Source organism: Phenylobacterium sp. NIBR 498073, from assembly GCF_027286305.1.
GTDB lineage: Bacteria > Pseudomonadota > Alphaproteobacteria > Caulobacterales > Caulobacteraceae > Phenylobacterium.
Window position 1 is genome coordinate 4,124,077 of sequence record NZ_CP114599.1, and the last position, 13,065, is coordinate 4,137,141.

The window sequence follows — 13,065 nt, forward strand, 5'->3', positions numbered from 1 at the left end:
GGGCGGCCGTGAGGCCGCCCGTCATTACTCTCAGATGTTATCCCAGGCGCCCGATCGCCTGCGCCACCGCCGCCGGCTTCTCCAGCACGACCATGTGGCCGGCCTCCGGGATCGAGACCAGCTCGGCCCCGGCGATCGCCTTCTTGAACCCGTGCGCATAGAACGGCGGCACGAGGCGGTCGCTGTCGCCCCAGACCACCACGGTCTTGGCCTTGATGCGGTAGAGCCGTTGGGCGAGCCCGCGCTCGGGGATCGGGAACAGGATCCGGCCCGCCATGCCCAGCTGGCGCGCATTGGTCACCAGATAGGTCTGCAGGAAGTTCGGATCCTCGACGTTGCGGCCGGCGGTCAACATCGCCGCCCCCGCTGCGGCGTCGTGGAACAGCATCTGCGGCATCTCGTAGGGCATCAGCGAGAACAGGTCGGCGATCGGATGCGCATCGTCCCACAGCCCCGCCGGGCAGATCAGCGCCAGCCCCGAGACGTCGTTCGGGGCAATCGCCGCCATCTCGGCCGCGATCATCCCGCCCATCGAATGGCCGACCAGGATCGGGTCCTTCAGGCCCAGCGCCTCGACGACGTCCCAGCTGTGCAGGGTGAAATCCAGCATGTCGCGGATCTCGCCGCACTCCTCGCTGTCGCCGTAGCCGGGGATCAGCGGCGCATAGACGTGGTGGGTCCTGGCCAGTTCGGCCAGGAACGGATCCTCCGCCGTGACCCCGCCCGCGCCGTGCAGATAGACCAGGTCCGGTCCCGAACCGCCCTCGAGATAGCGGACCGGGACATGCCGGGTCGCAACGGTCTTCAGTTCCATGTCCGCCCCCTTCACGCGTAGGTCTGGGCCAGCGAGGCGCTGGTCGGGATTTCCCGCGGCAGCGCGCCCGACTTGACGCGGCGGTCCAGCGGCTTGCACCAGAACCGGCCGTCGTCGGCATGCTCGGGGAACATGTTGCGCAGCTTGGGCATGACCTTCTCGGCAAACAGCCGCGTCGAGTACATGCACTTGTCGGCCGGCATGTTCCCGACGTGCATCAGGCAGAAGATGTTGCCGACGTTCAGCCCCTTGATCAGGTCCTCCATCCGTTGGCGGACCGTCTCCGGGCTGCCGGCGATGATGTGGCCCTGCTCGACCAGGTCCTTCCAGGTCAGTTCGGTGTAGCCGCCCTTGGGCGGCGCGTACTGGCTGAGGGCCCCGGTCTGGATGGTCTTGATGGTCCGATAGCCCGGCGCGTCGGCGAAGCCCGGATAGACGTGCAGGCAGCGATTGTAAAAATAGCTGACGTGCTCGGAATAGAGCCGCTCGGCCTCCTCGTCGGTCTCGGCGACCAGGATCGTCTGGGCGAAGCCGGCGCGGTAGGGGCTCTTGTCGACCCCGCGCTCCTCGACCCGCTTCCAGTAGCCGTTCATCAGCGCCTGGGCGCGCAGGTAGCCCGAGAAGCTGAGGTAGGAATACGAGTAGGTGTTGTCGATGCAGAAGTCGTAGGTCTCGACCGAGCCGCCGCCCGGGATGTGCACCGGCGGATGCGGCGCGTCCTGGATCGGCCGCGGCCAGATGTTCACGTGCCGCAGCTTGTTGTAGCGACCGTTCCAGGCGAACGGGTCGCGCGTGGTCCAGGCCTTGATGATCAGGTCGTGGGCTTCCTGGTACTTCTCGCGGGTCAGCGACGGGATCTGGCCGTAGCAGTAGTTGGTGTCCATCGAGGTCCCGACCGGGAACCCGGCCACCAGCCGCCCGCCGCTGATGCAGTCGAGCATCGCGAACTCCTCGGCCACGCGGATCGGCGGATTGTAGAGCGCGATGGAGTTGCCCAGCACCACGATGGCGGCGTTCTGGGTGCGCCGCGCCAGGCCAGCGGCGATGATGTTGGGGCTGGGCATGATGCCGTAGCCGTTCTGGTGGTGCTCGTTCACCCCGATCCCGTCGAAGCCGAGCGTGTCGGCGTATTCGAGCAGGTCCATGTAGGTGTTGTAGACTTCGTGGCTTCGCGCCGGATCGAACAGGCGCTGGTCGATATCGACCCATACCGAGCGGTTCGTCTCCCGGAAGTCGTCCGGCAGGTACGGCCACGGCATGAGGTTGAACCAGGTGAATTTCACGGTCCGCTCCTCCCTATCCGCCGCCTCTCTCGGGCGGTCAGGTGAACGACGATAAGCGAATGCCGCGCGGCGCCAAGCCATAAGCTCGCCCGACGCGCCATAAGTAAATCTGACCAATATCCTTATTTAGATAATCCACGATCATGATATATTGCGATCAGTTCGCAACAAGGCCCCCATCATGCGCACCGCCAAGAAGACCCTCAGCTACAGCCTGATGCACCTGACGGTGGCGATCACCGTCGCCTACGCGCTGACTCGTGATTGGCGTGCGGCGCTGGCGATCGGGATGATCGAACCAGTCTTCCAGACGCTGGCCTTCGCGATCCACGAACGCGTCTGGGCGCGCCTCGGCGCCCCCGCCCAGGCCTGACAACAGGAGCACGCCCATGACCAACTCCGGCCCCAGCCCCAAGGACCGCAAGGCGGTCGCCGAGGGCCTCGCCAAGCTACTGGCCGACACCTACGCGGCCTACCTGAAGACCCACGGCTATCACTGGAACGTCCGCGGCCCGAACTTCTCCCAGCTGCACGCGCTGTTCATGGCCCAGTACACCGAGATGTGGACCGCCATCGACGAGGTCGCCGAGCGCATCCGCGCGCTGGGGGAGCTGGCCCCGCAGGGCTATGGCGCGTTCGGCAACCTGTCGTCGATCAAGGACGGCGATCCGTCCAAGGGCGCCGAGGAGATGCTGAAGGACCTGATCTCCAGCCAGGAGACCCTGGTCGGCACCCTCTATGCGATCCTGCCGACGGCCCAGGCGGCGGGCGACGAGGTCAGCGCCAGCCTGATCTCCGACCGGCTGACCGCGCACGAGAAGCACATCTGGATGCTTCGCTCGTCGCTCTGACCGGCAGCGGCTAGGGCTTGGCGGAGGCGGACGCGGCGCTGCGGCAGGCAGGCCGGTCCGCCTTCATTTCCTTTTCCATCACCGGCCGCACGGCCTGGGTCCAGATCGCATAGCCGGCGCTGTTCATATGCAGGCCGTCGGCGACGAACAGATCCTTGGGGTGGCCGTCCGCGCCCATCATCTGCTGGACGACGTCGATATAGACGAAGTCCTTGCGGCCCTTCATCTGCGCCTTGATCTTGGCGTTGACCGCGTTCTGGTCGGGGATCTGGCGCTCACGCGCCCGCGAGGGCTTCAGCGAGATGTAGTAGACCGGCGTCGAGGCCCCCAGTTTCTGGGTCTTCAGCTTCATGAAGCGCCCGAAGTCCTCGACCACCGAGTCCGTCGCCTCGCCGGCGTTGAGATCGTTCTCGCCGGCGTAGAACACCACCGCCCGCGGGTGATAACGCCCGACGACCTGGTCGAAGTGGGCGTTGACGTCCGAAATCTGCGCGCCGCCGAAGCCGCGGTTGATCACCGGCATCGGCGCCATGTCCTGGCTGAGCGTGCTCCAGAAGCGGATCGACGAGGAGCCGGTGAACACGATCCTGCAGGGCGGCTGCGGCGCAGCCTTGTCCTGGGCGGCGAAGGCCTCCATCTCGCCGGCGAAACGGCCGGTCGCGGCGCTGGGCGGCGGCGACGTCGCAGGCGCAGCGGCCAGGGCGGTCATGGCGGACACGACGACGTAGCGAACCAGCATGGGCCTTCGCTTCCCCTTAAGGATCGCCCGCCGACCAGCGTTCGTTCAGCGGGGACGATAGGCTAATGCTTCGAAAACGCGGCCGGTTCAAGGCGCCGCTTGAAACGAAAAAGGCGCTGCGGGTGACCGCAGCGCCTTTCCGATCCGGAGCTGGAGGCTCCTAGAAGCGGTACTGGAATTCCACGCCGTAGGTGCGCGGGAAGTTCAGCTTCACGGTTTGGCGGAAAGCGCCGTTCGCGTTGAGGCTGGTCGGGGTGGAGCTCTGATAGGCCACCTCGTCGAAGGCGTTCTTCACGTAGCCGATGATCGTGAAGCGGTCCTGGCCGTCCTTCCACAGCGCCCGGAAGTCGACGATTTCGTTCGCCGGGGCGGTGTAGTTGGCCTGCGAGAAGACCGCGGTCTGCATGTCGTCGGTGTAGGTGTAGGTGCCGCCGAGCGTCAGGCTGCCGGCGTCGAAGTCGAAGGTGTAGTTGGCGCCGAGATTGAGCTTGTTCTCCGGCGTCATCGGCAGGCGATTGCCTTCCAGGTTCTGGGTGCGGGCCGCCGGCGTGCCGCCGACCGGCTTGGCGCCGGACTTGGAGGCGGTCGGGTCGTTGACGTCGACGAAGCAGCAGCCGTTGGTCACTTCCGCGTTGATGTACGCGTAGCTGGCGAACAGCATCAGGTTGTCGATCGGGGCCCACTGGCCTTCGAGTTCGACACCCCAGTTACGGGCGTCGAGGTTCAGGAACTGGGTGCCCGTCGTCGTGCCGCTGATGATCACCCGCAGCGGCGCCTGGAAGCCCTGGTAGTCGGCGTAGAAGATCGCCGAGTTCAGCTGGAAGCGGCCGCCGAAGGTCTTCTTCAGGCCGATCTCGTAGTTGTTGACGTACTCCGGATCGGCGTACGGCACCGGGGTCAGGCCGTTCGAGGCGAGCCAGCCGCCCGACTTGTAGCCGCGGCTGTAGCGGGCGTAGGCGTTGGTGTCGCCATCCGGCTGCCACTGGACGCCGAGGGTCCCGGTCCAGGCGTCATAGTCGGCCTTCAGGTCGCGGATCAGACCGCCGCCCTGGGCTTCGCGCAGGTTCGCGTACTGCGGCAGCGCATTACAGGCCGCGATGGTCGCCCCGCCGCAGACCACGAAGGTCGTGAAGTCGAGCGCCACGCCCTGGCCGATCGCCGCCGGGATGTTGGCGAACTGCTGCAGCAGGGTGGTCGTGGTCGGGCTGCGCGAGACGTAGCGCGCGAAGTCGGTGCCGGACTTTTCGTCGACCGAGTAGCGAAGGCCGGCGGTCAGGGTCCAGTTCTCGGCGAACTCGTAGTCGATCTGGCCGAAGGCGGCGTAGGAATTCACTTCCAGGCTGCCGTCGACGAACAGGTAATTGCCGTTCGGGTTCGGCGCGGCCGGACGGCCGGTCGCCAGGCTGAGCGGGTTCTGCATGGCCGGATCGCCCAGAACGCGCAGGCCCTGCGGCTGCGAATATTCCTGGTGGTACTGGTAGAGACCGACGATCCAGTGCAGCGGCCCGTCGGAGTTGGACGACAGGTTGATTTCGTTCGACCACCACTTCTGCTCTTCGGTGTAGAAGAAGCGCTCGTTCGGCGAGACGTTGGTCGCCGTGTAGGCGCCGAACGGGGTCGCGGTCGGAATGCTGAACAGGCCCTGACGCGAGGAGCGGTCTTCGTCGCCGTTGGTGTTGTAGGTGTAGGCCTGGTAGCCGGCCAGATACTTCAGCGTCGCGCCGCCGAGATCCCAGGTCAGGTCGAAGTGCAGACGATTATGGTCGGAGAGCTTGCCCTCCATCGTCTGGTCCATGTTGATCTTGTACGGATCAGCGGTCGACGGGTTGACGCCGGCGTAGCCGAAGGTCGGGTTGTAGTAGAGCGCGCTGTTCTCGAGGCCGGTCGCCGAACGTGTGTCGTAGGGCGAAATCACGGCTTCGTGGATGTTGCCGACGCCGTAGCTGTCGTCCCAGTCGAACTTCGTATAGCGCAGGCGGGCGGTGATGTTTTCGCCGAGGTCGGCTTCCACCTGGGCTTCGACGATGTAGCGCTTCAGGGCGCTGGTGTCGCCGCCGGGGCCGATGTTCTCGATGAAACCTTCGTCGCGGCGCTCGACCGAGCCGCCGACCAGGAAGCGCAGGCCTTCGGTGATCGGGCCGGTGACCAGGGCGTCGGTGCGCCACGAACCGTAGTTGCCGACCGCGCCGCGGACTTCGCCCTGGAAGGTGTCGCTCGGGCGCTTGCCGATGATGTTCAGCGCGCCGCCGATCGAGTTACGGCCGTAGAGAGTGCCCTGCGGACCGCGCAGGATTTCCGTCCGCTCGATGAACAGCGACGGCGTCGACGAGTCGGCCATCGAGTTCGAGAAGATGCCGTCCGAGTACAGGGCCACCGACGGGTCGGTGCCAATCGCGTTGGTCAGGCGGCCGAAGCCCCGGATCGAGAGACGGTCGTTGTTGGTGTAAGCCACGCTCGGCGTGACGCGGGCCAGGTCCTCGACCGTGGCCACGCCCATCAGGTCGCGCTTTTCCGAGGTGTAGGCGGTGACGGCGACCGGCACGTCCTGCAGGCTCTGCTCGCGCTTTTCAGCGGTGACGACCAGTTCCTCGATGGTGAAGGCGTCTTGGGCCGCGGCCTGAGTGGCGGCGGACATGGCCGCGACGGACGCGCCCATGATGAAGAGACTGCGCAGACGCAGCGGTTGAAACATATGTAACCTCCCAGCCAGACGCGGGCGTTTAGCCGCCCGTCGCGAGTGCTTAATGTCGATAGGCTGGGTGTCTCGAACGGCGTTCGAATAGAGGGAAAAGCGCCGCCGCCGAACTTTCGTCAGCCCTTGTGGCGCAAGGGCCGCGCCCACTCTGGCTGACGAGTGTGCAATGCGAAAAAAGATACTGGTGATTCAAACACATGGGCAGAACGCAGCCTGGAGGCGAGCTGGCGCGGAGGCCCCCTCAGCGCACCATGATCAGCGCTTCGAGCCCCCGGACCGCCGATTCGACGGTCCGTCCCTCGGGGCCCTGGCCGGGCGATCCGCGCGACAGCGACATGGCCGCGATGCCGCGCCCCCAGGCCCAGATCGCCTCGGCGATCTCGCCCGCCAGATCGGGTGAATGCTGCTCGACGAAGTCGGCGATGATCGCCGCACGGCAGACGGCGAACGCCTCGGCCTCGGCCGCGGCGACATCCTCGCGGCGTCCGGCGTCGAGCGCCTCGTACATCAGCTCGTAGAGCTCGGGCTTCTCGCGCAGGAAGTTCAGATAGGCCGATCCGATCGCGCGCAGGCCGCCCTCGTGGCCGCGCATCTCGTATTCGGACTTCATCGCGTCGGACAGCTGTCGGAAGCCGTCGACCGCCAGTCCCGCCAGCAGCGCGGCCTTGTCGGCGTAGTGATAATAGACGGTGCCCGGCGCCACGCCGCCGCGATCGGCGATCGCCCGCAGCGACAGGCCGGCCCGGCCTCTCTCCTGCAGGATGTCGCGAGCCGCCGCCAGAAGCTGACCGCGGACGTTGCCCACATGATAGGGGCGCCGCCGCTCAAGGCTCACGGCCGTCATAACGCCAGTCCCATCGCAAACACTATGACCGCCCGACGCCGGTAGGACGGCCGCGCTCCCCATCGACCAAAGTTATCGTTGCTAACTTAAGGCCCTATCCGCGCCGTTACGCAACGACAATCAAGTCAGGACCGCCACCTTGGCTGGTACTGCGACCAAAAGGTCGGAGGGCGCCAGCCGCACCTGCAACCCGCGCTGGCCGCCGTTGACGAACACCTTCGCATGATCGAGGGCGGCCTGGTCGATCACCGTCGGGACCTGACGCTTCTGGCCGAACGGGCTGACCCCGCCGACCCGATAGCCGGTCAGGCGTTCGGCGTCGGCCGGCTTCATCATCTGGGCCGACTTGCCGCCGACCGCGGCCGCCAGCTTCTTCATGGCCACCTCCTGGTCCGAGGCCAGCACCGCGCATACCGGCTTGCCGTCGACCAGCGCCATCAGGGTCTTGAGCACCTGGTCGGGACTGACGCCGAGGCTCTCGGCCGCCTGCAGCCCGACCCGCGGCGCGTCGGGATCGTAGTCGTAGGTATGCAACTCGTAGGCGATCTTGGCCCTGTCGAGGGCGAGCGTCGCGGGCGTGGTCTTGGCCATGGCTCGCTTTAGCCCCGCGCGCCGCCGCTGCGAAGCGCCGCCTTCACCCGGGGCAGACGGGTTCGTTTTCGCCCGCCGGCGGCCCTCTGGCGGCGGGGCAGGCCGTCGGCATCTAGGCGAGGCGGGAAAATCGGCCATATGCTCTGGGGTATGGCGCGGAAATCGACCTCCGGGCGTTTCTGCTGAAAGGCCTCCAGGAGCCGTTCATGAATGCAGACCCGCCCAAGCTCGCGCCGCCGGCCAGTTCAGCGCTCGACCTGATCGGCGACACGCCGATGCTCGAGCTGACCGGCTTCGACACCGGCCCCTGCCGGCTGTTCGTAAAGCTGGAGAGCGCCAATCCCGGCGGCTCGATCAAGGACCGCATCGCCCGCTCGATGATCGAGGCGGCCGAGGCGGACGGCTCGCTGAAGCCGGGCGGAACCATCGTCGAGGCCACCGCCGGCAACACCGGCCTCGGGCTGGCGCAGGTGGGCGTGCTGAAGGGCTACAAGATCCTGCTGGTCGTGCCCGACAAGATGAGCCGCGAGAAGATCCAGCACCTGCGGGCCATGGGGGTCGATGTCCGCATCACCCGTTCCGACGTCGGCAAGGGGCACCCCGAATACTACCAGGACATGGCCCAGCGGCTGGCCGCCGAAATCCCGGGCGCGATCTACATCAACCAGTTCGCCAACCCGGCCAATCCAAAGGCCCACGAGACCACCACCGGCCCGGAGATCCTGACGCAGATGGGCGGAGACCTTGACGCCATGGTGGTCGGGGTCGGCTCGGGCGGCACCCTCACCGGTCTCGGCCGCTACTTCGCCAAGGCCTCGCCGAAGACGAAGATGGTGCTGGCCGATCCGGAGGGGTCGATCCTGGCGCCGCTGGTCAACACCGGCGAGACCATCGAGCCCGGCTCCTGGGTGGTCGAGGGCATCGGCGAGGACTTCGTGCCCGACAACTGCGACCTGTCGCTGGTTTCGCGCGCCTACACCATTCCCGACGCCGAGAGCATCGCCGCCGCGCGCCTGATGCTCTCCAAGGCCGGCGTGCTGGGCGGCTCCTCGTCCGGCACCCTGCTGGCCGGGGCCCTGCGCTATTGCCGCGAACAGACGGAAGCCCAGCGGGTCGTCACCCTGGTCTGCGACACCGGCGCCAAGTACCTGTCCAAGGTCTACAACGACAGCTGGCTGGCCGAGCAGGGGCTGACCCAGCGCCGCCTGCACGGCGACCTGCGCGACCTGATCGTGCGCTCGGCCACCAATGGCGGCGCCATCGTGGTCGGGCCGCAGGACACCCTGCTGACCGCCTACAACCGCATGCGCCAGGCCGACGTCAGCCAACTGCCGGTGCTCGACGACGGGCGGCTGATCGGGCTGATCGACGAGAGCGACCTCCTGGAGGCCATCGAGGACTCCAAGCCCGACAAGCGGTTCTCCCAGCCGGTGGCGGCGGCGATGACCGCCAAGCTCGACACCCTGCAGGCCGACGCGCCGCTCGACGCGCTGCTGCCGGTCTTCGAACGCGATCAGGTGGCCATCGTCCTCGACGGCCGCGAGTTCCTCGGGCTGATCACCCGGATCGATCTCATCAACTATCTGCGGCGGGCGGCGTGACCCAGGACAACATCGGCAAGAACCGCCTGGAGTTCTCCACCCGGGTGATCCACGGCGGCCAGTCGGTCGACCCGACCACCGGGGCGGTGATGCCGCCGATCTATGCGACCTCGACCTACGCCCAGACCAGCCCGGGCGAGCACAAGGGCTTCGAGTACTCGCGCAGCCAGAACCCGACCCGCTTCGCCTTCGAACGAGCCATCGCCGACCTGGAGAGCGGGACGCGCGGCTACGCCTTCGCCTCGGGCCTGGCGGCCATCTCGACCTTCCTCGAAGTGCTCGACGCCGGATCGCACGTCATCGCCAGCGAGGACCTCTACGGCGGCTCGTTCCGGCTATTCGACAAGGTCCGTCGGCGCACCGCGGGCCTGGAGTTCAGCTTCGTCGACATGAGCGACCTGGCCGCCATCGAGGCGGCGATCCGGCCCGACACCAGGCTGCTCTGGGTCGAGACCCCGACCAACCCGCTGCTGCGGCTGGCCGACCTGGAGGCGATCGCGCAGCTCGGCAGGCGGCGCGGCCTGCTGACCGCCGCCGACAACACCTTCGCCAGCCCCTATGTGCAGCGGCCGCTGGAGTTCGGCTTCGACGCGGTGATGCACTCGACCACCAAGTACGTCTCGGGGCATTCCGACATCGTCGGCGGCGCCCTGGTGGTCGGCCAGAACCGGGAGCTCGCCGACCAGCTCGGCTTCCTGCAGAACGCGGTCGGCGCGGTCGCTTCGCCCTTCGACTCGTTCCTGGCCCTGCGCGGGGTGAAGACGCTGGCGCTGCGGATGCAGCGCCACTGCGAGAACGGCTTGGCGATCGCCCGCTGGCTGGAGGCGCGGCCGGACGTGGCCAAGGTCATCTATCCAGGGCTCCCGAGCCACCCGCAGCACGAGCTGGCCGGGCGGCAGATGAGCGGCGGCTTCGGCGGCATGATCTCGGCGGTGCTGGACCGCGACCTGGCCGGCACGGTGCGGATGCTGGAACGCACCCGACTGTTCACGCTCGCCGAGAGCCTGGGCGGCGTGGAGAGCCTGATCGAGCATCCGGCGATCATGACCCACGCCTCGATCCCAGCCGAGACGCGGGCCCGGATCGGCATCGCCGACGGCCTGATCCGCCTGTCGGTGGGGATCGAGGACGCCGGCGACCTGATCGCCGACCTGGAGCAGGCCCTGAGGGCCTAGTGGCCCTTGTGGGCGGCCTTGTAGGCGGTGTCCCAGGCGACGAACTCGGGCCCGTCGATCTTGCCGTTCTTGTCCTTGTCCGCCTTGGCGAACTCGTCGGCGGGCAGCTTGTAGGCCACCCATTCGGTCTTATCGATCCGGTCGTCCTTGGTGGTGTCGGCCGGGTGGATGAAGCGGCCTTCGGCGGCCAGGGCCATGCCCGTCGAGCCCGCGAGGGCGGCGGCGGCGAGGATGAGGCTGGTCAGACGCATGCGGGTCCTCCTGTTACGGACGCGGAGGCTGGCCACGGCTCATGGCGAAAATGAGCCGTGGCCGCGGCCCGCGTCGGGCCGTCGCCAGGTCTAGTCGACGCGCGTCCCCTTCGGCGGGGTCAGCTCGGTCGGCGGCCACTTGATCCCGAGTTGGTCGAGATAGGTCGGGTAGCGCTCGGCGTCGTAGTAGAAGGGCGCCATCTGCGGCCTGAACCTGGCCATGACGTCAGTGTTGATCTCGATCGGCGGCTTGTCGTCCGGACCGATCATCGGGACGTACTTCTGGTCCTTGGTCTGGACGTTGACGAAGTAGTCCTTGGCCTGGCGGCGCAGCTCCGGCTTGGTCAGCACGTCGACCATGGTCATCGCCACCACCTTGGAGCCGGCGACCACGCCCTTGTGGGCGATCGGGGTGGCCATCGAAATGGCGTTCGACCAGTGGTGCCCGGGCAGGTCCGGGATGTTCGACGGATAGACCACGGTGATGGTCGGCAGCGTCCAGGAGATGTCGCCGATGTCGTCCGACCCGCCGCTCTCCGGCTTCTCGACCGGAGGCGTCATCTTGTCGAGCTCGGTCGCCAGCCCCTTCTCCTTGGAGCCGAGGTTCTTCTGCACCGCCTTGGCGAAGGTCTGCTCGCCGGGGGTCCACTTGGGCAGCCCGACCTGGTCGATATTGGCCTTGGCCGCCTCGGCCAGCGGGCGGTTGAAGTGACGCGGGGCGGCCGTGCCCAGCACCCGGCGCTCCATGGTGGTGTCGGTCATCTTGGCCGCGGCCTCGGCGATGGTGTCGCCGATCTCGAAGCTCTTCTTGATGCCGTCGAAGGTCTGTTCGCGGAAATAGTACCAGACGGTCGCCGTCGACGGCACGACGTTGGGCTGGTCGCCGCCGTCGGTGATCACGTAGTGCGAACGCTGCTCGGGCCGCAGGTGCTCGCGGCGCATGTTCCAGCCCATGTTCATCAGCTCGACGGCGTCCAGCGCGCTGCGCCCGCGCCAGGGCGCCCCGGCCGAGTGCGCCGCTGCGCCGTGGAACGTGTACTCGACCGACACCAGCCCGGTGCCCGAGGTCGCGCCCCACGCCGTCGCCAGGTTCGAGCCGACATGGGTGAAGATCGCCACGTCGGCGCCTTTGAACACCCCGTCGCGGACCATGTAGGCCTTGCCGCCCAGCAGCTCCTCGGCGACCCCCGGCCACAGCATCAGCGTGCCGGCGATGTTCTGCTTCTCCATCAGCTCCTTGACCGCCAGGGCGGCGACCACGTTCAGCGCCTGGCCGGAGTTGTGGCCCTCGCCGTGACCCGGCGCGCCCTCGACCAGCGGCTCGTGCCAGGGCACGCCCGGCTTCTGCGAGGCCTTCGGAATGCCGTCGATGTCGCTGCCCAGCACGATGACCGGGCCGCCCGTTCCGTGGGTCCAGGTCGCGGTCCAGCCGGTCGGCAGGCCGGCGACGCCGCGCTGGATCGTAAAGCCGTTCTTCTCCAGCACGCCGGTGACGTACTTCGAGGTCTCGACCTCCTGGAAGGCCAGTTCGCCATAGGAGAAAATCTGGTCGTTCATCTGCTGGGCCAGCTTGGCGCGGCTTTCGACCCCGGCCTCGGCCTGCGCCTTCAGGCCGGCTATCTTCGCGGCCGGATAGCTCTGGGCCAGCGCCGTCGGCGCGACCGAACAAAGCAGACCAGCCATGGCGGCCGCCGTCACGAACACACGCATAACAATTCCCCCCAGGGTCACTTCCCGTCACCGACAGAGGGGCACGAGAACGGCGCCGCTGGGAAGCCCCCGAAACGTCATGGACCGCATCGCAAATAGCACTTGCTCCTACAGCTGCTGTAGGATGCAGAGGCTGCACCATGATCGGGCGACGGCTCATGGACGGTTCGCGGCGCGCCGGGGCGATGCTCGCCCTGCTGGCGGCCCTGCTGTTCGTGCTGCTGCCTGCGCCCGGTCATGCTGAGCCGATCGCGGACCTGGCGACGCCGGCCGTCGCCAGCGCCCATCACGTCGGCGACGGCGACCCCGACGCCGCCCATCATGCGCCGGGAGCCCACTGCCCCACCCATTGCGCCGGCCATGCCGCGCCGCCCCTGCTGGCGATGAGCGCCATCGACGCTGGGGCGCTCGCCGACCGCCGGCGCCCGGCCGACGACGCCGCCCCCGCGACCTTGAGCTCGGCGCCTCCGACCCGGCCTCCCTCAGCGGCCTGACGGCTCTGCGCGCCGAC

Annotated in this window: 12 protein-coding genes and 1 pseudogene; 5 read left to right on the forward strand and 8 right to left on the reverse strand. The window is 67.6% G+C overall.

What is annotated here, in order from left to right; all coding sequences use genetic code 11:
* Positions 1 to 37: 37 nt before the first annotated feature.
* Both O4N75_RS20460 and O4N75_RS20465 read right to left on the reverse strand, forming a co-directional pair.
* A complete protein-coding gene (locus O4N75_RS20460) occupies positions 38 to 814 on the reverse strand; it encodes an alpha/beta hydrolase (protein ID WP_269627243.1) in 777 nt (258 codons plus the stop codon).
* 11 nt (positions 815 to 825) lie between these two features.
* Positions 826 to 2,097 (reverse strand): LLM class flavin-dependent oxidoreductase, encoded by a 1,272-nt coding sequence (locus O4N75_RS20465; protein ID WP_269627244.1) that lies wholly within the window; start codon positions 2,095 to 2,097, stop codon positions 826 to 828.
* A 181-nt stretch (positions 2,098 to 2,278) separates the two neighbouring features.
* Here O4N75_RS20465 and O4N75_RS20470 point away from each other — a divergent pair, with 181 nt between their 5' ends.
* Complete coding sequence (locus O4N75_RS20470; RefSeq protein WP_267234121.1) at positions 2,279 to 2,470, forward strand: DUF2061 domain-containing protein; 192 nt, start codon at positions 2,279 to 2,281, stop codon at positions 2,468 to 2,470.
* 16 nt (positions 2,471 to 2,486) lie between these two features.
* Positions 2,487 to 2,948: a Dps family protein gene (locus tag O4N75_RS20475; protein WP_269627245.1), complete on the forward strand. Its 462-nt coding sequence runs from the start codon at positions 2,487 to 2,489 to the stop codon at positions 2,946 to 2,948.
* 10 nt (positions 2,949 to 2,958) lie between these two features.
* Here O4N75_RS20475 and O4N75_RS20480 read toward each other — a convergent pair whose 3' ends face one another.
* From O4N75_RS20480 to ybaK, 4 genes are all read right to left on the reverse strand, one after another.
* Positions 2,959 to 3,687, reverse strand: a complete 729-nt coding sequence (locus O4N75_RS20480) for a GDSL-type esterase/lipase family protein (RefSeq protein ID WP_269627246.1) — start codon at positions 3,685 to 3,687, stop codon at positions 2,959 to 2,961.
* 160 nt (positions 3,688 to 3,847) lie between these two features.
* Positions 3,848 to 6,379, reverse strand: coding sequence for a TonB-dependent receptor (locus O4N75_RS20485; protein ID WP_269627247.1), 2,532 nt, complete (start codon positions 6,377 to 6,379; stop codon positions 3,848 to 3,850).
* A gap of 244 nt (positions 6,380 to 6,623) precedes the next feature.
* Positions 6,624 to 7,226, reverse strand: a complete 603-nt coding sequence (locus O4N75_RS20490) for a TetR/AcrR family transcriptional regulator (RefSeq protein ID WP_267234116.1) — start codon at positions 7,224 to 7,226, stop codon at positions 6,624 to 6,626.
* Between the two features lie 120 nt (positions 7,227 to 7,346).
* Entirely contained in the window at positions 7,347 to 7,817 is a 471-nt protein-coding gene (ybaK, locus tag O4N75_RS20495) for a Cys-tRNA(Pro) deacylase (protein WP_269627248.1), read from the reverse strand.
* Between the two features lie 206 nt (positions 7,818 to 8,023).
* Here ybaK and O4N75_RS20500 point away from each other — a divergent pair, with 206 nt between their 5' ends.
* Together O4N75_RS20500 and O4N75_RS20505 are read left to right on the forward strand one after the other, a co-directional pair.
* On the forward strand, positions 8,024 to 9,418 hold the full coding sequence (locus O4N75_RS20500; protein ID WP_269627249.1) for a cystathionine beta-synthase: 1,395 nt from the start codon (positions 8,024 to 8,026) through the stop codon (positions 9,416 to 9,418).
* On the forward strand, positions 9,415 to 10,593 hold the full coding sequence (locus tag O4N75_RS20505; protein WP_269627251.1) for a PLP-dependent aspartate aminotransferase family protein: 1,179 nt from the start codon (positions 9,415 to 9,417) through the stop codon (positions 10,591 to 10,593). The genes O4N75_RS20500 and O4N75_RS20505 overlap by 4 nt, the downstream gene beginning before the upstream one ends.
* Here O4N75_RS20505 and O4N75_RS20510 read toward each other — a convergent pair.
* Positions 10,590 to 10,844 carry a hypothetical protein gene (locus O4N75_RS20510; protein ID WP_269627252.1) on the reverse strand — a complete coding sequence of 85 codons (255 nt, stop codon included), beginning with the start codon at positions 10,842 to 10,844 and terminating at the stop codon, positions 10,590 to 10,592. The two genes, O4N75_RS20505 and O4N75_RS20510, sit on opposite strands and share 4 nt — an antisense overlap.
* Positions 10,845 to 10,934: 90 nt before the next feature.
* Positions 10,935 to 12,473, reverse strand: a pseudogene (locus tag O4N75_RS20515) (amidohydrolase); the annotation flags it as partial.
* 239 nt (positions 12,474 to 12,712) lie between these two features.
* Between O4N75_RS20515 and O4N75_RS20520 the strand changes: the two are divergent.
* A complete protein-coding gene (locus tag O4N75_RS20520) occupies positions 12,713 to 13,048 on the forward strand; it encodes a hypothetical protein (protein ID WP_269627253.1) in 336 nt (111 codons plus the stop codon).
* The last annotated feature ends 17 nt before the right edge of the window (positions 13,049 to 13,065 follow it).